The sequence below is a fragment of the Dickeya fangzhongdai genome (assembly GCF_002812485.1).
Lineage (GTDB): Bacteria > Pseudomonadota > Gammaproteobacteria > Enterobacterales > Enterobacteriaceae > Dickeya > Dickeya fangzhongdai.
Map to the genome: position 1 here is coordinate 1,334,249 of NZ_CP025003.1, position 26,312 is coordinate 1,360,560.

Consider the following 26,312-nt stretch of genomic DNA (forward strand, 5'->3'; position numbering starts at 1 on the left):
GAACGCTCCGGCTTGCCGGGGCGTTTTTTATACCGCTTCTGCATATATTTGCCCTAATGTTAACGGTTGGTAACTCCCAGGTTGCCAATTCGTCGTCTACACTCTCAGAGTCGGCTGAAAAGTCATACGCCATCACAGATTTCAGTAGTACCGCGCCCGCTGAACCGAGCCCGTTCCTTGAGGAAGCTCTTCCGGAATGGTATGGTTTAGCGTTTTTCAAATTTTTTTTAAAAAAACTACATAGCAAGGGGAATTACGCAATGCGTATTATTCTGCTGGGCGCTCCGGGCGCAGGCAAAGGTACTCAGGCTCAGTTCATTATGGAGAAGTATGGCATTCCGCAAATTTCCACCGGCGATATGCTGCGTGCGGCGGTAAAGGCCGGTAGTGAACTGGGCAAGCAGGCAAAAGAAATCATGGATGCGGGTAAACTGGTGACAGACGAACTGGTGATTGCCCTGGTCAAAGAGCGCATCGCACAAGATGACTGCCGCAATGGTTTCCTGCTGGATGGTTTCCCGCGTACCATTCCTCAGGCTGACGCGATGAAAGAAGCCGGCATTAATGTCGATCATGTGATTGAGTTCGACGTGCCTGACGAGCTGATCGTCGAGCGCATTATCGGCCGTCGCGTGCATGCGGCTTCCGGTCGTGTGTATCACGTGAAGTTCAATCCGCCTAAAGTGGAAGGCAAAGATGACGTAACGGGTGAAGAGCTGACCATCCGTAAAGATGATCAGGAAGACACCGTACGCAAACGTCTGGTGGAATACCATCAGCAGACCGCGCCGCTGGTGAATTACTATCAGCAGGAAGCCGCGGCTAACCACACCCGTTACCACAAGATTGACGGCACCCGCCAGGTCAGCGAAGTCAGCGCAGAGCTGGCCCGTATCCTCGGCTGATTCCGTCTTTCGGATGCGCCATCATGGCTGATGGCGCTTCTTCCCGCATTCTCCCGCTGTTTTCTTCTCTTTATATTGCTCCCGACAATTGCTGGTATCGGCGTTAACCACGCTGCCAGCCGGTTTTTCACAGCGGCGTTTCCGCTACAATGACACTCCGTTCCCGTCCAAACGATGATGCCGAAGCGGCAGCAGAGGAAAACGTTGATGAAAAAAGAAAAACGCGGTGTGTTGATGGTGAATCTGGGCACGCCGGATGCACCGACGCCGCAGGCGGTAAAACGTTATCTGGCCGAATTCCTGAGTGATAAACGCGTCGTGGATCTGAACCGGCTGCTGTGGTGCGCCATCCTGCGCGGCATTATTCTGCCGACCCGTTCACCGCGGGTGGCGAAGCTCTACCAGTCGGTGTGGATGGAGGCGGGATCGCCGCTGCTGGTTTACAGCCGCCGGCAGCAGCAGGCGCTGGCGGCGAGTTTGCCGGATATGCCGGTGGAGTTGGGCATGAGCTATGGTTCGCCGAGTTTGCAGTCCGCGCTGGATGCGCTGCTGGCGCAGGGCGTCACCGAAGTGACGGTGTTGCCGATGTACCCGCAGTATTCCTGCTCCACCACCGCCGCCGTGTGGGATGGTCTGGCGAAGTTGCTGAGTACCCGGCGTCAGGTGCCGGGCATTCGTTTTATCCGTGATTATGCCGATCATCCGGCGTATATCGCGGCGCTGAAGCACCGCGTCGAACAGTCATTTGCGGAGCATGGCGTGCCGGATAAGCTGGTTATTTCATTCCACGGCATTCCGCAGCGCTATGCTGATGAAGGCGATGATTATCCTGAACGCTGCGCCGCGACGGCTCAGGCGTTGACTGACGCGCTCGGCTTGCCGGCGGAACAGGTGATGATGACCTTCCAGTCTCGTTTCGGCCGTGAAGTCTGGCTGACGCCTTACACCGATGAAACCATGCAGGCGCTGCCGAAGCAGAGGGTAAAACGGGTTCAAGTCATCTGCCCCGGTTTTGCCGCCGACTGCCTGGAAACGCTGGAAGAGATCAAAGAACAGAATCGGGAGATTTTCCTGCATGCCGGCGGGGAGTCTTTCCATTATATCCCGGCGCTGAACGACGACCCGCAGCACATTGCGTTGCTGGCGCAGTTGGTGAACGCGCCGGCGTAAGGCGCTCATCGATGGCGGTACGCGACGTGACGTCAGGCGCCAACGGCGCCTGACGGGGGACGGTTTAGAGCGGGCACGCTTTGGCGGCGACGATCTCGTCGACGTTCAGCATGGTGATCATGGTTTCGGCGATTTCCCGTTCGCCCATGACCACGTGATCGGCGCCGTGATCGGTGATGTAAGCGACTTCATCGTCATAGTGAGCCCGGGCGATGATTTTCAGGTCCGGGCGACGCGCTCTCGCCGCCGCCACAATTTCCCCGGCTTCGTAGCCGTTGGGGATGGTCAGCAACAGCCAACTGGCGCAGTCAAGACGGGCGATGTCCATGATATCGGGCCGCGTGGCGTTGCCCAGCACCGTTTTGATGCCTTGTTCCCGCAGCGCATCGACGCGCGCACGCGAGGTTTCAATCACCACCATCGGTACGCCAGCCTGATACAACCGGGCGCCGATCAGACTGCCTACACGCCCATAACCCACCAGCAACGCATGATTGCACAGGTCAACCGGGATCTGTTTTTCCTCTTCGATTGCTTCTTCGACGATCTGCTCTTCAATGGTTTCGTGCTTGGCCAGATAGCGTTCCAGCAAGGCGAACAGCAGCGGGTTGAGCATGATCGACAAAATTGCGCCGGCCAGCACCAGATTGCGGCCGTTTTCCGACAACATGCCAAGCGAAATGCCAAGACCGGCCAGAATAAAGGCGAACTCGCCAATCTGCGCCAGACTGACGGAAATAGTCAGCGCCGTGCGTTTGGAATGCCCGAACATGTGCACCAGCACAAAGGCGGCCATCGACTTGCCAACCACGATAATCAGCAGCGTGCTCAGCACCGCCAGCGGTTCGCTCACCAGGATCATCGGGTCGAACAGCATGCCGACGGAAACGAAGAACAGCACCGCGAATGCATCGCGCAGCGGCAGAGTGTCGTGTGCGGCGCGCTGGCTTAGCTCCGACTCGTTCAGCACCATGCCGGCGAAAAACGCCCCCAGCGCAAACGAGACGTCAAACAGTTTGACCGCGCCGAACGCGATGCCGAGCGCCATTGCCAGCACCGACAGCGTAAACAGCTCGCGTGAACCGGTACTGGCGCTTTTCGCCAGCACCCACGGCACCACGCGTCGGCCCACCACCACCATCAGCGTAATGAACGCCACTACTTTGCCCAGCGTAATCGCCAGGTCCTGCAGCAGCTTACTGGTATTGGTGGTATCGGTTTTCAGCATGTCGGCGAAGGCCGGCAGCAGCACCAGCGTCAGCACCATCGCCAGATCTTCGACAATCAACCAGCCAATGGCAATTTGCCCGCGTTGACTGTCGATCAACTGGCGTTCTTCCAGCGCGCGCAGCAGCACCACGGTACTGGCGGTGGACAGACACAAACCAAATACCAACCCCTCCGGCAGGCTCCATCCCAGCAGCGCCGACAATCCAGCGCCGAGCAGGGTCGCCATCATGATTTGCGCCACCGCGCCGGGAATGGCGATCGACTTTACCGCCATCAAATCCCGTAGCGAAAAATGCAGCCCAACGCCGAACATCAGCAAAATCACGCCCAGTTCGGCAATTTCCGGCGCCAGTTGGGTATCGGCGACAAAACCCGGCGTAAAAGGACCGACCAACACGCCGGCGACCAGATACCCGACCAGCGGGGAAATACGCAGTCGGTTGGCCAGGATGCCGAGCAGAAAAGCCAGCACCAGACCGACGGCCATCGTGGAGATTAAGGGGGTGGTATTATCATGCATTCCGACTCCTTTGCCATGCGTAACGAGAATGAGCGGATATTCCTGAGCCGTCAGTAGGTTGCGGCTCCTGAATGCTTATGTACCCTGCCGGCCCAAACCGTTCCCTATCCGTATACCGATGGCACTATTCAACGTCAGAGGGGGAAAACCGTCAGGAAGACGGGCAGAGTGAGACATAAAATGGTGTTTTTCATCTATTTAAATAGTGTAACACATATTTTCAGTTAAATTATTGCTTTTATCGTTGATATATAGGGCTAATTCAATCTCTGTTTGCGGAGAAATCCCGCCGGCCGCATCCACCGGTATTCCTGCCATGATTCAAGTTACGGATTATCAGAATAATAGTATGGCTGTTCTGCGATAACGCGAGGCATCTCAGGTTCATCATAACGTCAACCATCCTGCGCTGATTTGTGTTAATTTGTGCGCGTCACAACAGGTTTAATGTAACAATTCTATAAGGAATTTTTATTACGGGGAGCGGTTATGCATTTTTCTGTCAAAAATCTGGGATGCCTGATGGCGGTAACGCTGGCGCTGTCGTCGCCTTATGCACTGGCATGGGAAAAAGATAAAACCTACAACATCACGATTTTGCACACCAATGACCACCACGGTCATTTCTGGCATAACGACTACGGCGAATACGGTCTGGCGGCGCAGAAAACGCTGGTGGACCAGATTCGTCAGGAAGTGGCGGGCAAAGGGGGCAGCGTACTGCTGCTGTCGGGCGGCGATATCAACACCGGGGTGCCGGAATCCGACCTGCAGGACGCCGAGCCGGACTTCCGCGGCATGAACCTGGTGGGTTATGACGCGATGGCTATCGGTAACCATGAATTCGACAACCCGCTCACGGTATTGCGCCAGCAGGAAAAATGGGCGCATTTCCCGCTGCTTTCCGCCAACATCTACCAGAAAAGCACCAAAAAGCGGTTGTTCAAGCCTTACTCGCTGTTTGACCGTCAGGGAATCAAGATTGCCGTTATCGGCCTGACGACTGACGACACCGCCAAAATCGGCAATCCGGAGTATTTCCACGACATCGAGTTTCGCAAACCGGCCGATGAAGCGAAAAAGGTCGTGGAACAACTGCGCAAAAAAGAGAAGCCGGATGTCATCATCGCCGCTACCCACATGGGGCACTACGATAACGGCGATCACGGCTCTAACGCGCCGGGCGATGTAGAAATGGCGCGCAGCCTGCCTGCGGGATATCTCGACATGATCGTCGGCGGCCATTCGCAGGACCCGGTGTGCATGGCCAGCGAGAATAAAAAACAGGTGGATTATGTGCCCGGCACCCCCTGCGCGCCGGATCGCCAGAACGGCACCTGGATTGTGCAGGCGCATGAGTGGGGCAAGTATGTGGGCCGCGCCGATTTTACTTTCCGCAACGGCGAGCTGAAGCTGGCTCACTATCAACTGATTCCTGTCAACCTGAAGAAGAAAGTCGAGAAGGCCGACGGCAGCAGCGAGCGCGTGTACTACACTCAGGAAATCAGCCAGAACCCGGACATGATGAAACTGCTGACGCCGTTCCAGGAGAAGGGCAAAGCGCAACTGGATGTGAAAGTGGGCAGCGTGAATGGTCGACTGGAAGGCGACCGCAACAAGGTTCGTTTCGTGCAAACCAACCTGTCGCGGGTGCTGTTGTCTGCCCAGTTGGAGCGGGCCAAAGCGGATTTCGGGGTCATGAGCGGCGGCGGCGTGCGGGATTCGATTGAGTCCGGCGACATCACCTACAAGACCCTGCTCAAGGTACAACCGTTCGGCAACACGCTGGTATACGCCGACCTGAAAGGCAGCGAGGTGGAAAAATACCTGGCGGTGGTCGCCAATAAGAAGGTGGATTCCGGCGCGTATGCTCAGTTCCTGAATGTCAGCCTGGAAGCGGACGGCACCGGCGTGAAGAACGTGAAGATCAAGGGCGAACCGCTGCAGGCGGACAAGATCTACCGCATTTCCACCCTGAGCTTTAACGCCACCGGCGGTGACGGTTACCCGAAACTGAGCGACCTGCCGAGCTACGTCAATACCGGCTTTGTGGACGCGGAAGTGTTGCGTCAGTACGTCGAAAAACACTCTCCATTGCAGGCGGCAGATTACGAGCCGAAAGGCGAGATTGTTTATAAATAATTGATGCATATGGCGGTTTCTGCTCTGTTTTTTGAGAGTAGGAACCGCTTTTTTCTCGGCTAAAAAACTTTTGCGATATAGCCTTGTACATGAATACTTCACTCTTGTTCACGTAATAGAACATCAACGATATTACAGCCACTTTATCAGACGGCGTTTCGTAAAGAATGATGGTCATCCAGAAATATTGCAGGGTAATTATTAATTGACGATATTATCCGATGGTGTTGTGATTCGTGAATAATAACTATTTTGTAGCTGAATTCCGAAGGGAATATTGTTTGATAAAAGACAATGTGGGCTAATGGTATTTAAGTTAGAGTAATCTTTTTGTGTCAGTTTAAATAATTGAAAGCTGTCGGCCTGTTTTTTAATGTGGTTAAGCAAGGTACTGAATATTGACATTTTTCGATTGCATGGATTAGTATGAAATATCACCTTTATGGGTGGGTTTTTATAAAGTAAATTGTTTTTTTCAATGAAATGGAATTGCATTAATTTATCAAGAATTTTCAGGAGATTTAATCATGCGCAATACCTCTATTGGCATATTCATGCTGGCATGTCTTCCTTTTGTCAGTGAAGCGGCGACAAGCATAACTATTGATCCTCAAAGGAATTGTCTGACAGCGCCTGCTCTTGATACCCTGGCAGGTACGTCAGCTAAGTTTTCTTTAGAGCCAGGGAGATATGTTTTATCTCTTGTGTCTAATAGTATGAATTGTAATCGCTCTTCTGGTAATAGCTGTATTATTGATGCAGTCATGGTGCAAGGTGGATTTAAAAACGCTCGTTGGGGCGTCTCTGTTACCAGCAATCCGATTGTTGTGGATTCATCTGGCTCACCGTTTATAGCCTATATCAGCGACGATAATTGTAATGATAATATTGGTCAGGCGACGTTGCTGATACAAAAAGCAAACTAATTCGCTTCCAGGTAATTTAATTAATAGCTTTAGTTTTAATTATCGACTCGGACTTATCGTTTTCCTACTCGGTACACCGATATCCTGGTAGATGACGAGTTATATTAGTCTGCAAATAGCGCTCTATTGGTATTTTCTGGTGTGGGCGCTATATCGCCGTTTCCGCCATCGAACATGGGGTGTCGCCACGTTGCTATCTTACCTGCAGGCATGAACACCGCTCTTCGCGAGGCATTGGTTTTCAAATTGTGCGTCAGGCCCTGTGCATGAAGCGCATCATGACGGGTTTCCATTCTGCTATTGAGAGTGGATACCGCCGCTTCAGGATGGGCCAGGAAATCATGCCTGGAGCGCTGATGGAGAACAGCCTTCTTTTGCCATTTCTTTTATGCGCTCCTGTACCTTGCGGTCTAGCTCCATCTGTTGCTCCGGAGGCATAGCTTCATACTGTTCTTTGGATATTCCCATTGAGGACAGTACGGAAAAAAACAACCTTTCTTCCGGGGACATCGCAAGCCACTCCATGAGTTCCTGTGCCGCAGTGGACGGCTGTGATTGTGCCCTGAGCTTAGTTTCACCCCTGGAAGGGATGTGTTCCTCTGCCTGTGCTTTTTTAAGCTCAATTCCGAAGGCGTCGTTTTCTGACTCGGTCCGGAGAACGCGAGCTGGCGTAAATAAAGCGCTGGTTGCCTGAATCTCAAGTTTGGACATGTCTATTTTCCGGGAGGTAATGAGAATTAAATAATCCTACTTTTTGAATGGTTTTATCCAAAAAACAATATTCATAAATATGCTTAGATCAGCCGATAGATTTTCGCTATTAACGAAGAAAAGACCTGCTGATATTGACGGCGCACAGCGCATTGACCTGTTTTTTTACAAATCAGTGACGTCGGCATCAGTTTTATAACATTCTGTGAGAGTACGGCTTTAACCCTGTGATATTGTTGGCGCATGATGGCTAATAGCCTATCCCAATAGGGCTATTTTACTTGCCATTTTGGACCTGAGCAGTGCGCGAAATCCTCACGTACTCCGTGTACGCTCCGGTTTACTCGCTGCGCTCGCCCGTTGGGCCGGACAATGACGTTGTCCGTTCAATATGCGTTGCATATTGTCTTCGCGCTGTCCGAGTCCAAACTGGCTGCGCCAATGACGCCTATTGGGATAGGCTCTAAGGAGGATGCGTCTTTTCTTCACTGTACTATGCCGGACTTGGTTTACATGGGTAGAGAGTAAACCAGATTTATTAATGGATAATCTTTTTTATGCTTAAAAAGCATATAAGGAAGATTTGTATTTTCTGCTATTTAAAAAGGAATGCATTGCTGATTTTATTCGAAATAGTGTCATAAGCGGTGGGTATGGCATAAAAAATTGATAACATAATCTCATGAAAGGTGATCAACCGATGAAGATATCCCTCGCCAGGAGGCTTTGGTTTCCGCTTATTATTAGTTTGCTGTGTCTGGCAGGAACGCTACTTTATGGTTCGGTAAAAATCAAACAGGATCAGTTATCGCTAAGAAAAAGTGAGCTAATGCATGTTACGCAACTGGCGTTGGGGGTAGTAAAAACCAATGCCGAACAAGCCAGCAATGGATTGATTACTCAGAGTGAAGCACAGCAGCGCGCAATGAAAGCCATAAAAGACCTGCGCTATGGTGATTCAGGATATTTCACAATACTCAATTCCCAGGCCCGGGTCTTAATGCACCCAATAAATGAAAAACTCATTGGGCAGGGCGAGGATTTTAAAGACGCGAATGGCGTCTACCTTTTCAGAGAGATGGTTACGGTAACAAGAGACAACCAGTCTGCTTATACTGCTTACGCTTTTCCTCGCCCCGGCTCCACCGTTGCACAACCTAAAGTGGCCTATAATTCACCCTACGCCCCCTGGGACTGGATAATTACCACCGGTCTTTATGTCGATGATATTGATGAGGCGTTTATTTATTCTTTATATCAGAATGTGATTGTCTTTGTATTAATCAGCGCTGTGCTTTTATTTTTTGCTTACTATATAAACCGTAGCATCTTGCGCATTCTTGGCGGCGAACCCACTTACGCCGCAGAAGTGGCCGCACGCATTGCAGCAGGTAATTTATCTTATCCGGTCACTACATTACCTGGCGACAAAATCAGCCTGCTGCATGAGATGGGCTTGATGCGGGAACAGCTAATCAACGTTATCGAAGATATCCGTTCCGGAGCAGAGGCTATCAATGCCAGTACCGGTGAAATTATTGCCGGTAACGTGGAGTTGTCGTCACACACGGAACGGCAGGCTACTTCTCTGGAGAAAACGTCGGCGAGCATGGAGGAAATTACCTCCACCGTTAAACAGAATGCTGATAATACCGAGCAGGCCCGTCAGCTGGCGCATTCCGCACTTGAGATAGCCTCCCGGGGAGGTGCGGTGATGCAGGAAGTTAACGACACGATGAATGGTATTTCTGAAAGCTCCGACAAAATCGCCAACATCACCGAGGTGGTGAATAATATTGCCTTTCAAACCAATATTCTTGCCCTGAACGCGGCGGTGGAAGCCGCGCGTGCCGGTGAACAGGGGCGCGGTTTCGCCGTCGTGGCTGGCGAGGTGCGCAGCCTTGCCCTGCGTAGTGCAGAGGCGGCCAGAGAGATAAAAAGCCTGATAGAAGAATCGGTTTCCCGCGTGAGTAGCGGCTCGGCGAAAATCAAAGTGGCTGACGGCAGCATCAAAGAGGTGGTCAGTGCCGTGCAGCATGTCGCTGATATCATGGTGGAAATCTCTACGGCGACGAGCGAGCAAGGAAAAGGCATTAGCTATATCAATGAGTCGATTGTTCAGATTGATTCGATCACCCAGCAGAATACAGCCCTGGTTAAACAGGCGGTAGCCGCGGCAAATGAACTGGAACTACAGACGCAGCGGTTGAAAGAGTCTGTCGCTTATTTTAATACTGACGGCTCTGACCATAGCCGCGACACCTTGAGGATTGGGCATACGGGGTAGCGGGTAAATTTAATAAAACAGGCGGCGGATGGGGTGCGGTGTTCTGGATAGCCCAGAGGCCGCCATTTCCTGATGCCGCGCTCAATAATACAAAGAGCCCCATACGTGACGTTCTCAATCTGATTCAGCGCCGCTTTTACTCTGTTGTTCAATTCCCCGATTATTTGCCAATAAAACTGGGCAGATCCCCAAAACCTTGTTTCGCAAACCAAATCGTGATCGCCACAACCGTTTTGGGAAGCTAGCGATGATACATTTCCCATAAATGAAACGTTGTTTTACTTATGGGGTGATTATGCATAAAGGTGTGGCGTTTTCGCTGCTGGCGTCCTGCGCACTGGCAAGCGTGGCGGCTCAGGCGGCTGAAAAGGTAGCGTTTCCGGACCGGGTCTGTAACGTGACCCGCTATGGTGCCGAGGGGCATCGCTTGCAGATTGCGTTGAATACGGAATCTTTTCAGAAGGCGATTGATGAATGCGCCGCCGCCGGCGGCGGCACCGTGCTGGTGCCGGCGGGCAACTATCTGGTGGAGCCGCTGTTCCTGAAAAGCAATGTCCGCCTGCATCTGGAAAAGAACGCCACGCTGGTGGCATCGACCGGAGAAAATGCCTACCGCGCCACCGATAGCACCCGCTACGCCGAAGCGGAAAATGGCTGGCTGCCGTTTATCAGTATTGCCGATGCGCAGAACGTCGCCATTACCGGCGAAGGCACCATTGATGGACAAGGTGCGGTGTGGTGGGAACGCTGGCGCGCGGCGATTCGCGCCACCGGCAAGAAAGGCGGCACCGACCGTCCACGACTGATTTACGTGACCCGTTCCAGTCAGGTACTGATTGACGGCGTGACCCTGACCAACTCTCCCAGCTTCCATGTGGTGATGCGCTATGCCCATGATGTCACGGTGAACGGCACCAACATTATTGCGCCCTGGCATGCGCCCAACACGGACGCCATCGACCCGATCGATAGCCAGAATATCCGCATCACCAACAACGTCATCGACTGTAACGATGACCATATCGCCATCAAGGCGGAAAAACCGGACAGCCGTTTCCCGAATGGCGTGGTAGACAATATTTATATTGCCAACAACGTGTTAAAGCAGGGACGCGGCATTTCTATCGGTAGCGAAACCTCCGGCGGCGTCAACAATGTGCTGGTGGAAAATAACCGCTTTGAAGGTTCGATGTACGGCATTCGCATCAAGTCGCTGCGCGGCAAAGGCGGTGAGGTGAAGAACGTCACCTATCGTCATACCCGGATGGTGGATGTCGAAGTACCGCTAGTGTTCTCCGGTTACTATCAGGCGGCGCCTATCGTACAGGCCGAGGTGGATAAATTGCTGCAGGCGGGCGGGTTTACGCTGGGCGAACAGATTTATCCGCCGGATACCGAGCCGGCCCAGCCGTTCGACAAGGTGAAAACGCCGCATTTCAGCCAGGTCACTATCGTCGATCTGGAATCAACCGGCCGTAGCAAGGCCGCCGGGTACATTATCGGCGTACCGGAAGCGCCGTTGAGCGGTTTCCATTTTGAACAGGTGCGGATTGACGCTGAAAAAGGGCTGCGGGTGCGCAACGCGGAACTGGCCACCAAAGGGTTGACCCTGAACGTAAAACAAGGGGATGCGCTGCTGCTGGATAAAGGGGCGAACGTCACCCGGTAACGCGCCGGGAAGCGATCGCACTCCCCAGGGAAGGACGGTTATGAAGCGGCGGCAGAGGGCAACACTGGCCGTGGAACCCTCTGCCGCCGTCTTCATTTTTACGGTCAATCACGCTTGGCGATATCGGCAAACTGCGCTTTTAGCAACCGGGCCAGGTCGGCGGCCGCCAGTTCGAGGTCCAATCCCCGCTTGCCGCCGGAGATAAAAATAGTATCGAATTGCTGCGCCCCGTCGTCGATCACGGTGGGCAGCAGTTTCTTCTGCCCCAGCGGGCTGATGCCGCCCACCAGATAGCCCGTTACTCGCTGGGCGATTTGCGGATCCGCCATATCGGCTTTTTTGGCGGCCAGCGCCTTGGCCACTTTTTTCAGATCCAACTGACTGGCGACCGGGGTGACCGCTACCGCCAGCTGTTTGGCATCGCCGTTGAGCGACACCAGCAGGGTTTTGTAAACCTGTTGTTTATCCAGCCCCAGTTTGCGGGCGGCTTCTTCGCCGAAGTTGGTTTCATCAGCGTCGTGATGGTAGCTGTGAAGCGTAAAAGCGACTTTTTGCTTCTCAAGCAGTTTTACTGCGGGCGTCATAATGTACTGTCCTTGCTTCAAAAGGTAGCCGTATAGGCTTGTAACAAGTCGGGCAGGTTGTTTTCACCGTATAAATGCAGTGCGCCGACAGACACCACATAATTCCCCTGCGGCAGCGCGGCCAGTTGCTGTTGCCAGCGCTGATTCCGGTGATTCATCAGCATTTCCGTGATTTCGTTGCTGAAAGTGGGCGGCACGTTATCCGCCCAGGTCGGTTTATGGCTGAGCCACCAACTGACCATCGTTTGTAACAGACGCGCATTGGTATGCCAGTGGGTCAGGGTGTCTTCCAGCAACGGCAGGCCGCCCTGCGGCAGTTGCAGCAGCATGTCGATCTGCGCCTGCTGGCCTTCCAGCTCGATGATCTTCACCCCTTTGTCCCGGGCGGCGTTAATCAACTGGTAATCAATACCGTAATCCGGACGCAGGCCCAGCATCATGGCCTGACGCGCCTGTAACATCAGCGCCGCCTGCCAGGCCGGTACCCGGTCGAGGCTGTCGTAGTTGAACGACAATTCACGGCATAACCGTTGCAAACGCTGCAGCGTGGCGCTATCCAGGCGCTCCGCCAGCGGCGGTTCGGTGCCCACCGGATCAAACGGCGAATCGCTGCCGGAAATGTCGGCCTCTACGATCAGCGCCGTCGCCTGCTCCAGCCGTGCCAGCAATTCAGACGGCAGAGGAAACATATCCACTGTGCCCATGTGAATACTGCCCACCAAATGGAACTGGCGTTGGTTGACGATCTCGACGTCCAACGCCGGGTAACGGTAACCCGCGGGCGAGAGAAGGCCGAGGAACGTTGCAATCTGGCGTATCAGCCGTTTCATATCGACGTCTCCGGTAGTGGCGACTCAGAACGTTATCCTGCAATCAGGCGTCGCGCTGTTGCAGGACGTGCGCTTTCGCGTCGTCAGGTCTCTATGCTAAACGGTTCAGCCGGCAAGTTGTATCGCTAATTCGGCATGCGTTCGCTGCGCGCTACGGGACGCATATGGTGGAAAGCGGCGCGATGTTCGGGAGAGAACAGCGCGCCGTGGTCGACAGCTCGACTCAGTCGCGTCTGGCTGGTGCGTCGGCGGGGGTGAAACGCAGCAGCCGGTTGGCGTTGCTCACCACGGTAATGGATGAGAGCGCCATGGCCGCTCCCGCCACCACCGGGCTTAGCAGGGTTCCGGTCAACGGGTAGAGCACGCCGGCGGCAATCGGAATGCCGAGCGTGTTGTAGACAAAGGCCCCCAACAGGTTCTGCTTCATGTTGCCCAACGTGGCCCGGGAAAGCGCCAGCGCATCGGCGACGCCGTGCAAACTGTGGCGCATCAGCGTCATGGCGGCGGTTTCCACCGCGATATCGCTGCCGCCGCCCATGGCGATCCCCACGTCGGCCTGCGCCAGCGCCGGCGCGTCGTTGATGCCATCGCCAATCATGGCAACCCGTTTTCCCAGCGATTGCAGATGGCGAATGGCGTCCGCTTTGCCGTCCGGCAGTACCCCGGCGATGACCTGGTCGATGCCGGCTTCGAGGGCGATGGCCTGAGCCGTCGCCGGATTATCGCCGGTCAGCATTACCAACTGGTAGCCCTGGCGATGCAGCCGTTGTAATGCGCTGACGCTGTCCTGACGCAGAGTGTCCTGCACTGAAAACAGCGCCGCCACCTGACCGTTCGCCACCAACAGTACCGGCGTCATGCCGAGCGCCGACTGTTTCTCCAGCCAGTCGCGCGGCGAGTTCTCGCCGTTAGCCAGCGGAATCTGGCTCTGCGCCAGCAAGGCCGGATTGCCGAGCAACAGCGGCACGCCGTCGACCTGACCGCTGACGCCCAGGCCGGGCAGAGTGCGGAATTGCGTGACGTCGCCCCGTTCTACGCCATCAGCCCGCAGAACAATCGCCTGCGCCAGCGGGTGACTGGTTCCCTGTTCCAGCGACGCAGCCCAGCGCAGCGCCTGCGATTCGCTGATATCGCCAAAGGTATGGATCGCCACCACGCGCGGTTTGCCTTCCGTCAGCGTGCCGGTTTTGTCGAACACCAGCACGTCAAGCTGGCTGGCCTGCTGCAGCGCATCGGCGTCCCGCACCAGTACGCCCAGTTCCGCGGCTCGTCCGACGCCGGAGATAATCGACATCGGCGTCGCCAGCCCAAGCGCACAAGGGCAGGCGATGATCAGCACCGTGGTGACAATCACCAGCGTGTACACGATATGGGGCGCCGGGCCGACAACGTACCAGATGGCGCCGCTCAGCAGCGCTATCGCCACCACGACCGGTACAAAGACGGCGGAAATCCGGTCGGCCAACTGGCCTATCGCCGGTTTGCTGCTCTGCGCCTGACGCACCAGATGAATGATGCGCGCCAGCGTGGTCTGGTTGCCGATCGCGCCTGCACGCAACGTGGCGCTGCCGTCCTGCACCTGAGTTCCGGCGTGCACCTTGTCGCCGGCCGCTTTCTGTTGCGGGATCGGCTCGCCGGTGAGCATGGCTTCGTCAATCCACAGTTCCCCGTGTTCCAGCAGGCCGTCTACCGGAATACGGTCGCCGGTGGTCAGGCGCAGCGTCATACCGGTTTGTACCTCTGCCAGTGGGATGACGCGGTCGCCTTGCGGTGTTACCAGCCGCGCAGTCGGCGGCGTCAAATCCAGCAAACGCTCCAGCGCCTGAGAAGAGCGCTGACGGGCGCGTTGTTCCAGCGCGTGGCCGAGATTGATCAGGCCGATAATCATGGCGCTGGCTTCGTAATAAAGATGACGCGCTTCCATCGGGAACCACGTCGGCCACAGGTTGACGGTAATGGAGTAAAGCCAGGCTGCGCCGGTGCCGAGCGCCACCAGCGTATCCATAGTCGCGCTGCCGTTCATCAGGCTACGCCAGGCATTGCGATAGAAATGCCCACCGGCGACGATCATGACCGCCAGCGTCAGCCCGCCGACCAGCAGCCACCCGGAGCGGTTGTCGTCGGTAAGCATCATGTTATCGCCGATCATGCCCCAGACCATCAGCGGGATACCGAGCGCCAGCCCCAGTGCAGCCTGCCAGCGAAAACGCCGGATGGCCTGACGAGACGTTTGCTCCTGCCGGGCGCGCCGCTCGGCTTCATCAAGAATGATTTCCGCGCCGTAGCCCGCATTCTGTACGGCATCGATCAGCGCCTGATGCGGCGTGTTGCCGCTGACCAGCGCGCTGCGCTCAGCCAGATTGACGCGCGCCTGCGTGACGCCGGGGACGCTTTGCAGCGCCTGCTGTACCCGGCTGACGCAACTGGCGCAGCTCATGCCGCTCAACAGCAACTGGACGCTGTCGTTATCATGAATACTGTCGTTATCATGAATACTGTTGTTGTCATGAATACTGTTGTTGTCATGAATATCGTCGTCGTTATGAACACGGTTGCCATCATGGGCGACGTTGTCATCACGAACGGTGTTTGCCGGAACCGAGTCGAAAGCCGCTGACAGCCTGTCCGGCGAGGAGGCGTGGGGTGTCAGCGGCTCAGATTTTGGGAGGGGTTTCTCCTGCGCCAGCGTTGCATGAAAACCGGCTTGTTCTATCGCCTGTACCAGCGCCTGCGGTTCGGCATCGCCATAAACCGCCGCCTGTTGCAGGGTAACGTCCGTCGCCGCTACGCCCGGCACCGCTTCCAGCGCTTTGCGGGTTGACGCGACGCAATGCTGACAGTTGAGACCGGAGAGCTGCAAGGTGACAGTTGGCGTGGTCGCCGGGCTGGCTTCGTAACCCGCGGCTTCGATTGTCGCTACCAGCGACTGGCTATCGGCTTCACCAGTGACGTTGGCGTATTTTAGCGATACATCGGCCTGTTCCACGTCCGGGCGGGATTCCAGGGCTTTTTTTACTCTTCCGACACAGTGTTCGCAGGATAATCCCTGCAATGAAAGCAGTATGGTTTGCGACATAATAATATTCCTCAGTGATCACAGCCGAACGTCAAAGGCATTGACCGCAAGCGTGATTTTGATTAGTTCTAAGCACTACCTGAAGCGTAAACCTTCCAGTAAGGGAAGGGTCAAGGGGGAATCATGAATATCAGCGATGTGGCGAAAAAAACCGGGCTGACCAGCAAGACCATCCGTTTCTATGAAGAAAAGGGGCTGATGACGGCGCCACTGCGATGTGAAAATGGTTACCGCAGTTATGATCTCCACCATATTGAGGAGCTGACCTTGTTGCGTCAGGCGCGTCAGGTGGGGTTCACGCTGGAGGAGTGCCGCGAACTGGTGACGTTGTTCAATGACCCGCTGCGGCACAGCGCCGACGTTAAGGCGCGCACATTGCAGAAAGTGGACGATATTGAACAGCAGATCGAAGAACTCAAGGCGATGCGTCTGCGTTTGCTGACGCTGGCGGAGTCCTGCCCCGGCGACAGCAGCGCCGAATGCCCGATCATTACTCAACTGGCGGGCTGCTGCCATGCATCGTCAGGAGAGCATGGCAAGCATTAGTCGTTATTAGCGGTTATGTCATCGGATAGCGGCAACGTCGCCGTCTCGACGGAATGCGCTTTGCGACGTATCAGGTATGCGGCCGCACTCGCAGCGTAATGCCTTCCACGGCGATAATCTCCACCACGGTACCGACGGGCAAATCCTGTTCCGCCTGTACCCGCCAACTGCTGTCGCCGATGCTTACCCGACCGAAGCCGTTAACCAGCGGTTCGGTCAGCGTAGTATGCAGGCCAATCAGTTGTTGGCCGCGTTGGTTGAGCACCGGAGGCGGTTGCTTTTCGATGCGCCGACGTAGCCATTGCCACCACAGCAGCGCCGCCGCCACCGTCAGCACGGCGAAGGCGATGCATTGCCATGTCCAGTCCAGCGGCAGCAACCAGGCGAGAATCCCGGTAAGCAGCGCGGCGATGCCGCTCCACAAAAGATAACCGCCGGCGCCCAGCATTTCAGCCGCCAGCAGCAGCCCACCGAGCGACAGCCAGAACCAGTGGGCATTTTCCAGCACCAGCAGCGCCATCATGATTATTTTCTCCGGTCCGCCTGGCTTTCTTTAATCAGTTCGCTGATGCCGCCGATGGTGCCCATCAGGTTGCTGGCGTCCAGCGGCATCATGATGACTTTGCTGTTGTTGGCGCTGCCAATGGTTTGCAGCGCGTCGGTGTATTTCTGCGCCACAAAGTAGTTGATAGCCTGAATGTTGCCGGCGGCAATCGCTTCGGACACCATCTGGGTGGCGCGGGCCTCGGCCTCGGCGGCGCGTTCGCGGGCTTCGGCTTCAAGGAAGGCGGATTGCCGTTCCCCTTCGGCCTTGAGAATCTGCGCCTGTTTTTCCCCTTCGGCTTTCAGAATGGCCGCCTGCCTGACTCCTTCCGCTTCCAGAATATCCGCGCGCTTGGTACGTTCCGCTTTCATCTGGGCGTTCATTGAGGCGATCAGTTCGGCGGGGGGGCGCACGTCGCGGATTTCAATACGGGTGACCTTGATGCCCCACGGGTTGGTGGCTTCATCCACGATATGCAGCAGCCGGGTGTTGATGCTGTCGCGTTGGGACAGCATTTCGTCCAGTTCCATCGAACCGAGTACGGTACGAATGTTGGTCATGGTCAGGTTGATGATGGCCAGTTCGAGATTGCTAACCTCATAGGCGGCGCGTGGAGCGTCCACCACCTGGATAAAGCAAACCGCATCAATGGTGACGTTGGCGTTGTCCTTGGAGATGATTTCCTGCGAGGGAATTTCCAGCACTTGTTCCATCATGTTGATCTTGCGGCCAATGCGGTCCATGAACGGCACCACCAGATTCAGGCCGGGCATCAGGGTGCGGGTATAGCGGCCAAAACGTTCCACCGTCCACTGGTAACCCTGAGGCACGATTTTGATGCCGGACCAGACAAGGACCAGCGCGACGACAATCAGAACCGGGATAAATGTCAGCATGTGCTTTGCTCTCCGTGGTTTTTTCCTGTGGAGAGTGTAACGCAGGATGACATAACCGGCGTAGCAAAGTTGCGGGCGAACAAGGGATTATGCGAACCCGCACGAAAAGCGGGCTGCAATGGTATGACGTACGGTTACATATCCAGTTCGATATCGTCCAGCGGCATACAGCAGCAGGGTAGGATTTCGCCCCGTTGCAGGCAGGCCAGCGGCGTTTCCCGGTAGGCGACCTTGCCTTTGGTCAGCCGCAACCGGCAGGCGCCGCAATAGCCGGAACGACACTGATATTCGACCGGCACCCGCTGGGATTCGAGCACTTCCAGTAAGGAGGTGTGTTCATCGGAGCAGAGCAACTGCGCCCCGGAGAGGCGCAGCGTCACGGTGGAGGCGGTCATCGTGGTTACAGTTGGAAGTCGCTGAGGTCGTCGGTGTTGATTTCCGAGTCAATCTGGCCGACCAGATAGGAGCTGACTTCCACTTCCTGCGGCGCCACCTGCACGTTGTCCGATACCAGCCAGGCGTTAATCCAGGGAATCGGGTTGGTGCGGGTTTCAAACGGCAGCGGCAGGCCAACCGCCTGCATACGGATATTGGTGATGTACTCCACGTACTGGCACAGGATGTCCTTGTTCAGGCCAATCATCGAGCCGTCGCGGAACAGGTATTCCGCCCACTCTTTTTCTTGCTGAGCGGCCAGTACGAACAGGTCGTAACATGCCTGCTGACACTCTTCGGCGATTTGCGCCATTTCCGGGTCGTCCTGGCCGGCGCGCATCAGGTTAAGCATATGCTGGGTGCCGGTGAGGTGCAGCGCTTCGTCACGAGCGATCAGCTTGATGATCTTGGCGTTGCCTTCCATCAGCTCGCGTTCGGCGAAGGCGAAGGAGCAGGCGAAGCTGACGTAGAAACGGATGGCTTCCAGCGCGTTGACGCTCATCAGGCACAGGTAGAGTTTTTTCTTCAACTCATACACGTTGACGTCCACGGTTTTGCCGTTGACCTGATGGGTGCCTTCTCCCAGCAAATGGTAGTAGCTGGTCAGTTCAATCAGCTCATCGTAGAACCCGGAAATGTCCTTCGCCCGTTTGAGGATTTCCTCATTGGTAACGATGTCGTCAAACACAATCGACGGATCGTTGACGATGTTGCGGATAATGTGGGTATAGGAACGGGAGTGGATAGTTTCCGAGAACGCCCAGGTTTCCACCCAGGTTTCCAGCTCCGGGATGGAGATGAGCGGCAGCAACGCCACGTTCGGGCTGCGTCCCTGAATGGAGTCCAGCAGCGTCTGGTATTTCAGATTGCTGATAAAAATGTGTTTTTCGTGCTCCGGCAGCGCCTGATAGTCGATACGATCGCGGGAGACGTCCACCTCTTCCGGGCGCCAGAAGAACGAAAGCTGTTTTTCGATCAGCTTTTCGAAAATTTCATATTTTTGCTGATCGTAACGCGCCACGTTAACCGGCTGGCCGAAAAACATCGGTTCCAGCAGTTGATCGTTTTTATTCTGTGAAAAAGTGGTATAGGCCATGATTTCTCCAAACAAGCCAACAGCGCGACCCGTAAGGCGGCGCTGTTAAACTTTTGGCAACCCGAGCGGGTTGCGTCGTCGCTGCGCCAGGCGCTATCGGCAGGGCAGCGGCGACAGGATTAGGAATATCGTCATGCCGGGGAAACCCGCTGTCGCGGATTTCCCCGGCGTCGTACTTAGATCTTGCACGCGCCGCTTTCGCAGCCGTCATCCTGCGGCGCGGTGTCGAGCAGGTCATCCTGAGCGTCTTCGGCGCCGTCGCGGGTGTTTTGGTAATAGAGGGTTTTCAACCCGAACTTATACGCCGTGAGCAGATCTTTCAGCAACTGGGTCATCGGCACTTTTCCTGACGGGAAACGCGCCGGATCGTAGTTGGTGTTGGAGGAAATCGCCTGATCGACGAATTTCTGCATCAGACCCACCAGCTGCAGATAACCGTCGTTGGACGGCATGTCCCACAGCAGCTCGTAGGCGTCTTTCAGCGTTTCGTACTCCGGCACGACCTGACGCAGGATACCGTCTTTCGACGCTTTGACGCTGATATGGCCGCGCGGCGGCTCAATGCCGTTGGTGGCATTGGAAATCTGCGACGAGGTTTCAGACGGCATCAGCGCCGACAGCGTGGAGTTGCGCAGGCCATAGGTCTGGATGTCTTTACGCAGCGCTTCCCAGTCATGATGCAGTGGTTCGCTGCAAATACTGTCCAGATCGCGCTTGTAGCTGTCGATCGGCAAAATGCCCTGCGAATACGTGGTTTCGTTAAACCACGGGCAGGCGCCTTGTTCGCGCGCCAGCTGGTTCGAGGCTTTCAGCAGGTAGTACTGAATCGCTTCGAAGGTGCGGTGCGTCAGGTTGTTGGCGCTGCCGTCGGAGTAGCGTACGCCGTGTTTCGCCAGATAGTAGGCGAAGTTGATCACGCCGATGCCCAGCGTACGGCGGCCCATCGCGCCGCGTTTGGCGGCCGGAATCGGGTAGTCCTGATAGTCGAGCAGGGCATCCAGCGCGCGTACCGCCAATGTCGCCAGTTCTTCCAGCTCGTGCAGCGAACTGATGGCGCCCAGGTTGAAAGCCGACAACGTACAGAGCGCGATTTCGCCGCTTTCATCGTTGACGTCTTCCAACGGTTTGGTCGGCAGCGCGATTTCCAGACACAGGTTGGACTGGCGCACCGGAGCGACCAGCGGATCAAACGGGCTGTGCGTGTTGCAGTGGTCGACGTTCTGAATATAGATACGGCCGGTGGAGGCGCGTTCCTGCATCATCAGCGAGAACAGTTCCGCCGCCTTGAGCTGCTTCTTGCGAATGCTGTCGTCCCGCTCGTATTTCACGTACAGGCGCTCGAATTCATCCTGATTGTTGAAGAAGGCGTCGTACAACCCCGGCACGTCGGACGGGCTGAACAGCGTGATGTCTTCGCCTTTGACCAGACGCTGGTACATCAGCTTGTTGAGCTGCACGCCGTAGTCGAGGTGACGCACGCGGTTGCCTTCTACGCCGCGGTTGTTTTTCAGCACCAGCAGGCTCTCCACTTCCAGATGCCACAGCGGGTAGAACAGCGTGGCCGCACCGCCGCGCACCCCGCCCTGCGAGCAGGATTTCACCGCGGTCTGGAAATGTTTGTAGAACGGAATACAGCCGGTGTGGAACGCTTCACCGCCGCGGATCGGGCTGCCCAGCGCTCGAATACGGCCGGCGTTGATGCCGATGCCGGCACGCTGGGAGACGTATTTCACGATCGCGCTGGAGGTGGCGTTGATGGAATCCAGGCTGTCGCCGCACTCGATCAGCACGCAGGAGCTGAACTGGCGGGTCGGGGTGCGCACGCCGGACATGATCGGCGTCGGCAGCGAAATTTTGAACGTCGATACCGCGTCATAGAAGCGTTTTACATAGTCCAGACGGGTTTCGCGCGGGTAGCCGGAGAACAGGCAGGCGGCGACCAGAATATACAGGAACTGGGCGCTTTCGTAGATGTCACCGGTCACGCGGTTTTGTACCAGATATTTCCCTTCCAGCTGTTTTACCGCCGCGTAGGAGAAATTCATGTCACGCCAGTGATCGATGAAAGCGTCCATCTGAGCAAATTCGTCTTCCGTGTAGTCTTCCAGCAAATGGCGATCGTATTTTCCCATTTCGACCATTTTCACTACGTGGTCATACAACTTCGGCGGTTCAAACTGGCCGTAGGCTTTTTTGCGCAGATGGAAGATGGCCAGACGCGCGGCCAGATACTGGTAGTCCGGGCTTTCGCGGGAGATCAGGTCGGCGGCGGCCTTGATGATGGTTTCGTGGATATCGGCGGTCTTGATGCCGTCGTAGAACTGGATGTGGGAACGTAGTTCTACCTGAGAAACCGAGACATTGTGTAACCCTTCTGCTGCCCAGGTGATTACCCGGTGGATTTTGTCCAGGTTGATGCGTTCTTTACTGCCATCGCGTTTGGTAACAAGTAGACTCTGGTTCATGTGGCGTAGCACCTGTTTTTTTGACACGTATTTTGTTTTGCTTGGCTCACCCGCCTTTTTATTTACAAAAAACGCAAATAAAAAAATAGTGTTTTCTGTCAGAAGTAAACACTATATATAGGGGGTGGGGCGGTTTTTGATAACAAGATAATGTGAAAATTTCCGCATTGCAAGTGAGCAAAACGGCTTCCTCTTGTGGATAACATAGGGAATAAATGTTACAAGCGCGCTAAATCCCAGCCACTGCGCGGCTTCCTTTTTTGTCAACCGCGAGGGGAGAAAAAATAAAAAAATTGATCAACCGCCGGTTTCTTATCCGGTGGCAAAACTATCTGCCTGATCAAAACCGTGTTTCAGACAAGTAATTAAGAATTATCTGAGATTGATATGTCGTCAGGGAGCGGATACGGCGTGGTTTATGCCTGAAAACTTATTCTCTGGCGATAAAAAAGCCGGTGGTTTTATCCACCGGCCGGGGTATTGGGAAACCAGAATGTTCCGACCTGCGCCTGACAGATTCAGCCAAGGCGTGTGGTATGGATCATCTTGTGGTGTGGGTCATCGTGTGGTGTGGATCATATAGTTGACGTCGACATTCGCGCCGAGTCGGAAGCTGTCCAGCAGCGGGTTATAGTGCAGGCCGATCATATGGCGTTCACGCAGCGGCGTCTGATCCACCCAGTCCAGCAGTTCCGCCGGGCGGATGAACTTTTTGATGTCGTGCGTGCCGCGCGGCACCATGTTGGTCAGGTACTCGGCGCCGACAATCAGCATCAGCCAGGCTTTGGCGTTGCGGTTAATGGTGGAGAAAAAGACATGGCCGCCGGGTTTGACCAGCCGGGCGCAGGCCAGCACCACTGAGCGCGGGTCCGGCACATGTTCCAGCATCTCCATGCAGGTCACCACGTCGTAAGCGCCGGCATGGGCGTCTGCGTGGGCTTCCACCGTCTCCTGCACGTAACTGACCTGAACACCGCTTTCCAGCGCGTGCAGCCGGGCTACCTGTAATGGTTCGCCGCCCATATCCAGCCCGGTGACGCGCGCGCCTTCCCGCGCCATGCTTTCGGCCAGAATGCCGCCGCCGCAGCCGACATCCAGCACCTGCTTGCCGAAAATGCCGCCGGCGCGTTCAAGAATGTAATTCAGACGCAGCGGGTTGATGCGGTGCAACGGTTTGAATTCGCCTTCCAGATCCCACCAGCGCGAGGCGACGGCTTCAAATTTGGCGATTTCATCGTGGTCGACGTTCTGGGTCGGGGCGGATGTTTTCAGCGCATCAGGATTAGCGGCGCCTGCATTTGTGGCGTCTGTATTCATGGTGTCTGTGTTCATGGCGTCTGTGTTCATGCAGAGTGATCACCTTTCATCAATATTGACTGAGGCGAGTATAACGAGCGGAAGGCGGTTGTTGTAGTCGCTAACGATAGCGTCGTGGTTTCCGTACCTTGTGATGGCGGTAACATTGCAGTAACAAAATGCGAGACGCCTCATGAAAGAAACGTCAGGAAACCGGCGCGAAGTTTCCCCTGAAACCCCGGTTTATGATATGATTTTCCACCTTTTAAAATCGGGTAGATGTGAATAGAGGGATAGCGGCTCCATGAGCGACCTAGCCAGAGAAATTACACCGGTCAACATCGAGGAAGAGCTGAAAAGTTCATATCTGGATTACGCCATGTCCGTCATCGTCGGGCGTGCGTTACCGGACGTTCGCGATGGTCTTAAGCCGGTACACCGCCGCGTGCTGTACGCGATGAGTGTGCTGGGTAACGACTGGAACAAGCCTTATAAAAAATCGGCCCGTGTGGTCGGGGACGTTATCGGTAAATATCACCCGCATGGTGATAGCGCGGTTTACGACACTATCGTGCGTATGGCTCAGCCGTTCTCGCTGCGGTACATGCTGGTGGACGGCCAGGGCAACTTCGGTTCCATCGACGGCGACTCCGCCGCGGCGATGCGTTATACCGAAGTGCGCATGTCGAAAATCGCCCACGAACTGCTTTCCGATCTGGATAAAGAGACGGTGGATTTTGTGCCTAACTACGACGGCACAGAGCAGATCCCGGACGTGATGCCCACCCGTATCCCCAACCTGCTGGTCAACGGTTCTTCCGGGATCGCGGTGGGGATGGCGACCAACATTCCGCCCCATAACCTGACGGAAGTGATTAACGGCTGTCTGGCCTATATCGATGATGAAAACATCAGCGTCGAAGGGCTGATGACCCATATTCCGGGGCCGGACTTCCCGACCGCCGCCATCATCAACGGCAAGCGCGGCATTGAAGAAGCCTACCGCACCGGCCGCGGCAAAGTGTATATCCGCGCCCGCGCCGAAGTGGAGGCGGACGCCAAATCCGGCCGTGAAACCATCATCGTGCATGAAATCCCTTATCAGGTGAACAAGGCGCGACTGATTGAAAAGATCGCCGAGCTGGTAAAAGAGAAGCGCATTGAAGGCATCAGCGCGCTGCGTGACGAGTCCGACAAGGACGGCATGCGCATCGTGATTGAAATCAAGCGCGATGCCGTAGGCGAGGTGGTGCTCAACCATCTGTACTCCCAGACTCAGATGCAGGTGTCGTTCGGCATCAACATGGTGGCGCTGCATCAGGGCCAGCCGAAGCTGATGACCCTCAAGGAAATTCTGGCGGCATTTGTCCGTCACCGCCGCGAAGTGGTGACGCGTCGTACCATTTTCGAACTGCGCAAAGCGCGCGAACGCGCCCATATCCTGGAAGGTCTGGCGATTGCGCTGGCTAATATCGACCCGATCATCGAGCTGATCCGCCATGCTTCTACCCCGGCCGAAGCCAAAAACGCGCTGGTGGCGCAGGCGTGGGCGCTGGGCAGCGTGGCCGCCATGCTGGAGCGCGCCGGCGATGACGCTGCGCGTCCGGAATGGCTGGAGCCGGAGTTCGGCATCCACGAGGGTAAATATCACCTGACCGAACAGCAGGCGCAGGCGATTCTGGATTTGCGTCTGCAGAAACTGACCGGTCTGGAACATGAAAAACTGCTGGATGAATACAAGGAACTGCTGGAGCAGATCGCCGAACTGCTGTTCATCCTGCGCAGTCCTGAACGTCTGATGGAAGTGATCCGCGAAGAGCTGGAGGCGATCCGCGAGCAGTACAACGACGCGCGTCGTACCGAGATCACCCATAACAGCGCCGACATCAATATCGAAGATCTGATTTCCGAAGAGAACGTGGTGGTGACCTTGTCGCATCAGGGTTACGTCAAGTATCAGCCGCTGAGCGACTATGAAGCTCAGCGTCGTGGCGGCAAAGGCAAATCCGCCGCCCGCATCAAGGAAGAGGACTTTATTGATCGGCTGCTGGTGGCGAATACCCACGACACCATCCTGTGCTTCTCCAGCCGTGGCCGTCTCTACTGGCTGAAAGTGTATCAGTTGCCGGAAGCGAGCCGCGGCGCCCGCGGTCGTCCGATCATCAACCTGTTGCCGTTGGAGCAGGATGAACGCATTACCGCCATTCTGCCGGTGCGCGAGTACGAAGAGGGCATGAACGTGTTCATGGCCACGGCCAGCGGTACGGTGAAGAAGACCGCGCTGACTGAGTTTAGCCGTCCGCGCAGCGCCGGTATCATCGCTGTTAATCTCAACGACGGCGACGAGCTGATTGGCGTCGACCTGACCGACGGCAGCAATGAAGTGATGCTGTTCTCCGCCGAAGGCAAGGTGGTGCGTTTCTCCGAATCGGCTGTACGTACTATGGGACGTACCGCTACCGGGGTGCGCGGCATCAACCTGCAGGACGACGATCTGGTGGTGTCGCTGATTGTGCCGCGTGGCGAAGGCGATATTCTGACTGTGACGCAGAATGGCTTCGGCAAGCGTACCGCCGTCACCGAGTATCCGGTGAAATCCCGTGCTACCAAAGGTGTTATCTCCATCAAGGTGAGCGAGCGCAACGGTAAGGTGGTCGGCGCGGTGCAGGTCGATTCCGCCGATCAGATCATGATGATCACCGATGCCGGTACGCTGGTGCGTACTCGTGTATCCGAGGTCAGCATCGTTGGTCGTAATACTCAGGGCGTGACGCTGATTCGTACCGCTGAGGACGAGCGAGTGGTTGGCCTGCAGCGTGTGGCTGAGCCGGTGGAAGACGATGAACTCGACAGCGTGGTGCCGGTTGACGGCGAACTGCCGGAAGAGGACATCGATGAACCGGAGAACGATGACGATACGCCGGCAGACGATGAATAACCCCTTCATCCGCCGATGATGACCTTCCAGAGCCAGCGCCCGACGC

Annotated in this window: 19 protein-coding genes; 8 read left to right on the forward strand and 11 right to left on the reverse strand. The window is 55.7% G+C overall.

Annotated features, from left to right (window positions below):
* Positions 1-260: 260 nt before the first annotated feature.
* Complete coding sequence (adk, locus tag CVE23_RS06175; protein WP_038661156.1) at positions 261-905, forward strand: adenylate kinase; 645 nt, start codon at positions 261-263, stop codon at positions 903-905.
* 207 nt (positions 906-1,112) lie between these two features.
* Positions 1,113-2,075: a ferrochelatase gene (gene hemH / locus CVE23_RS06180; protein WP_145958409.1), complete on the forward strand. Its 963-nt coding sequence runs from the start codon at positions 1,113-1,115 to the stop codon at positions 2,073-2,075.
* Positions 2,076-2,139: 64 nt separating this feature from the next.
* On the opposite strand, the gene ybaL is transcribed toward hemH, so the two are convergent.
* Positions 2,140-3,825, reverse strand: coding sequence for a YbaL family putative K(+) efflux transporter (gene ybaL, locus CVE23_RS06185; RefSeq protein WP_038918212.1), 1,686 nt, complete (start codon positions 3,823-3,825; stop codon positions 2,140-2,142).
* Between the two features lie 489 nt (positions 3,826-4,314).
* Between ybaL and ushA the strand changes: the two genes are divergently transcribed.
* Both ushA and CVE23_RS06195 read left to right on the forward strand, forming a co-directional pair.
* Entirely contained in the window at positions 4,315-5,967 is a 1,653-nt protein-coding gene (ushA, locus tag CVE23_RS06190) for a bifunctional UDP-sugar hydrolase/5'-nucleotidase UshA (protein ID WP_038918213.1), read from the forward strand.
* Positions 5,968-6,494: 527 nt separating this feature from the next.
* A complete protein-coding gene (locus CVE23_RS06195) occupies positions 6,495-6,893 on the forward strand; it encodes a hypothetical protein (RefSeq protein WP_071605174.1) in 399 nt (132 codons plus the stop codon).
* A 339-nt stretch (positions 6,894-7,232) separates the two neighbouring features.
* Here the strand turns inward: CVE23_RS06195 and CVE23_RS06200 are convergent, their stop codons facing one another.
* Positions 7,233-7,604: a hypothetical protein gene (locus tag CVE23_RS06200; RefSeq protein WP_100849123.1), complete on the reverse strand. Its 372-nt coding sequence runs from the start codon at positions 7,602-7,604 to the stop codon at positions 7,233-7,235.
* A gap of 700 nt (positions 7,605-8,304) precedes the next feature.
* Here CVE23_RS06200 and CVE23_RS06205 point away from each other — a divergent pair.
* Positions 8,305-9,891: a methyl-accepting chemotaxis protein gene (locus tag CVE23_RS06205; protein ID WP_038918215.1), complete on the forward strand. Its 1,587-nt coding sequence runs from the start codon at positions 8,305-8,307 to the stop codon at positions 9,889-9,891.
* Between the two features lie 295 nt (positions 9,892-10,186).
* Positions 10,187-11,560 carry a glycoside hydrolase family 28 protein gene (locus CVE23_RS06210; protein ID WP_038661138.1) on the forward strand — a complete coding sequence of 458 codons (1,374 nt, stop codon included), beginning with the start codon at positions 10,187-10,189 and terminating at the stop codon, positions 11,558-11,560.
* A gap of 104 nt (positions 11,561-11,664) precedes the next feature.
* On the opposite strand, the gene ybaK is transcribed toward CVE23_RS06210, so the two are convergent.
* The 3 genes from ybaK to copA form a co-directional block, all read right to left on the reverse strand.
* A complete protein-coding gene (gene ybaK / locus CVE23_RS06215) occupies positions 11,665-12,144 on the reverse strand; it encodes a Cys-tRNA(Pro)/Cys-tRNA(Cys) deacylase YbaK (RefSeq protein WP_038918217.1) in 480 nt (159 codons plus the stop codon).
* 17 nt (positions 12,145-12,161) lie between these two features.
* Positions 12,162-12,974 carry a TraB/GumN family protein gene (locus CVE23_RS06220; protein WP_038918218.1) on the reverse strand — a complete coding sequence of 271 codons (813 nt, stop codon included), beginning with the start codon at positions 12,972-12,974 and terminating at the stop codon, positions 12,162-12,164.
* Between the two features lie 223 nt (positions 12,975-13,197).
* Positions 13,198-16,050 (reverse strand): copper-exporting P-type ATPase CopA, encoded by a 2,853-nt coding sequence (copA, locus tag CVE23_RS06225; protein WP_100849124.1) that lies wholly within the window; start codon positions 16,048-16,050, stop codon positions 13,198-13,200.
* 123 nt (positions 16,051-16,173) lie between these two features.
* Between copA and cueR the strand changes: the two genes are divergently transcribed.
* Complete coding sequence (gene cueR / locus CVE23_RS06230) at positions 16,174-16,596, forward strand: Cu(I)-responsive transcriptional regulator (protein WP_038918220.1); 423 nt, start codon at positions 16,174-16,176, stop codon at positions 16,594-16,596.
* A 70-nt stretch (positions 16,597-16,666) separates the two neighbouring features.
* On the opposite strand, the gene CVE23_RS06235 is transcribed toward cueR, so the two are convergent.
* The 6 genes from CVE23_RS06235 to ubiG all read right to left on the reverse strand — a co-directional run bounded on the left by CVE23_RS06235 (position 16,667) and on the right by ubiG (position 23,349).
* A complete protein-coding gene (locus CVE23_RS06235; protein ID WP_188726094.1) occupies positions 16,667-17,116 on the reverse strand; it encodes an NfeD family protein in 450 nt (149 codons plus the stop codon).
* Between the two features lie 5 nt (positions 17,117-17,121).
* A complete protein-coding gene (locus tag CVE23_RS06240) occupies positions 17,122-18,036 on the reverse strand; it encodes an SPFH domain-containing protein (RefSeq protein WP_038918222.1) in 915 nt (304 codons plus the stop codon).
* A gap of 134 nt (positions 18,037-18,170) precedes the next feature.
* Positions 18,171-18,431: a class I ribonucleotide reductase maintenance protein YfaE gene (gene yfaE, locus CVE23_RS06245; RefSeq protein ID WP_038661115.1), complete on the reverse strand. Its 261-nt coding sequence runs from the start codon at positions 18,429-18,431 to the stop codon at positions 18,171-18,173.
* Between the two features lie 5 nt (positions 18,432-18,436).
* Positions 18,437-19,567 carry a class Ia ribonucleoside-diphosphate reductase subunit beta gene (gene nrdB, locus CVE23_RS06250; protein WP_038661112.1) on the reverse strand — a complete coding sequence of 377 codons (1,131 nt, stop codon included), beginning with the start codon at positions 19,565-19,567 and terminating at the stop codon, positions 18,437-18,439.
* Positions 19,568-19,743: 176 nt separating this feature from the next.
* Positions 19,744-22,032: a class 1a ribonucleoside-diphosphate reductase subunit alpha gene (gene nrdA, locus CVE23_RS06255; RefSeq protein ID WP_100849125.1), complete on the reverse strand. Its 2,289-nt coding sequence runs from the start codon at positions 22,030-22,032 to the stop codon at positions 19,744-19,746.
* A gap of 558 nt (positions 22,033-22,590) precedes the next feature.
* Positions 22,591-23,349, reverse strand: coding sequence for a bifunctional 2-polyprenyl-6-hydroxyphenol methylase/3-demethylubiquinol 3-O-methyltransferase UbiG (gene ubiG, locus CVE23_RS06260; RefSeq protein ID WP_225622646.1), 759 nt, complete (start codon positions 23,347-23,349; stop codon positions 22,591-22,593).
* A 283-nt stretch (positions 23,350-23,632) separates the two neighbouring features.
* Between ubiG and gyrA the strand changes: the two genes are divergently transcribed.
* Positions 23,633-26,266, forward strand: a complete 2,634-nt coding sequence (gene gyrA, locus CVE23_RS06265) for a DNA topoisomerase (ATP-hydrolyzing) subunit A (protein ID WP_038918225.1) — start codon at positions 23,633-23,635, stop codon at positions 26,264-26,266.
* Positions 26,267-26,312 lie beyond the last annotated feature (46 nt).

Coding starts and splice junctions, on each gene's coding strand:
- adk (WP_038661156.1), top strand. CDS start 261: ATGCGTATTATTCTGCTGGGCGCTCCGGGCGCAGGCAAAGGTACTCAG.
- hemH (WP_145958409.1), top strand. CDS start 1,113: ATGAAAAAAGAAAAACGCGGTGTGTTGATGGTGAATCTGGGCACGCCG.
- ybaL (WP_038918212.1), bottom strand. CDS start 3,825: ATGCATGATAATACCACCCCCTTAATCTCCACGATGGCCGTCGGTCTG.
- ushA (WP_038918213.1), top strand. CDS start 4,315: ATGCATTTTTCTGTCAAAAATCTGGGATGCCTGATGGCGGTAACGCTG.
- CVE23_RS06195 (WP_071605174.1), top strand. CDS start 6,495: ATGCGCAATACCTCTATTGGCATATTCATGCTGGCATGTCTTCCTTTT.
- CVE23_RS06200 (WP_100849123.1), bottom strand. CDS start 7,604: ATGTCCAAACTTGAGATTCAGGCAACCAGCGCTTTATTTACGCCAGCT.
- CVE23_RS06205 (WP_038918215.1), top strand. CDS start 8,305: ATGAAGATATCCCTCGCCAGGAGGCTTTGGTTTCCGCTTATTATTAGT.
- CVE23_RS06210 (WP_038661138.1), top strand. CDS start 10,187: ATGCATAAAGGTGTGGCGTTTTCGCTGCTGGCGTCCTGCGCACTGGCA.
- ybaK (WP_038918217.1), bottom strand. CDS start 12,144: ATGACGCCCGCAGTAAAACTGCTTGAGAAGCAAAAAGTCGCTTTTACG.
- CVE23_RS06220 (WP_038918218.1), bottom strand. CDS start 12,974: ATGAAACGGCTGATACGCCAGATTGCAACGTTCCTCGGCCTTCTCTCG.
- copA (WP_100849124.1), bottom strand. CDS start 16,050: ATGTCGCAAACCATACTGCTTTCATTGCAGGGATTATCCTGCGAACAC.
- cueR (WP_038918220.1), top strand. CDS start 16,174: ATGAATATCAGCGATGTGGCGAAAAAAACCGGGCTGACCAGCAAGACC.
- CVE23_RS06235 (WP_188726094.1), bottom strand. CDS start 17,116: ATGGCGCTGCTGGTGCTGGAAAATGCCCACTGGTTCTGGCTGTCGCTC.
- CVE23_RS06240 (WP_038918222.1), bottom strand. CDS start 18,036: ATGCTGACATTTATCCCGGTTCTGATTGTCGTCGCGCTGGTCCTTGTC.
- yfaE (WP_038661115.1), bottom strand. CDS start 18,431: ATGACCGCCTCCACCGTGACGCTGCGCCTCTCCGGGGCGCAGTTGCTC.
- nrdB (WP_038661112.1), bottom strand. CDS start 19,567: ATGGCCTATACCACTTTTTCACAGAATAAAAACGATCAACTGCTGGAA.
- nrdA (WP_100849125.1), bottom strand. CDS start 22,032: ATGAACCAGAGTCTACTTGTTACCAAACGCGATGGCAGTAAAGAACGC.
- ubiG (WP_225622646.1), bottom strand. CDS start 23,349: ATGAATACAGACGCCACAAATGCAGGCGCCGCTAATCCTGATGCGCTG.
- gyrA (WP_038918225.1), top strand. CDS start 23,633: ATGAGCGACCTAGCCAGAGAAATTACACCGGTCAACATCGAGGAAGAG.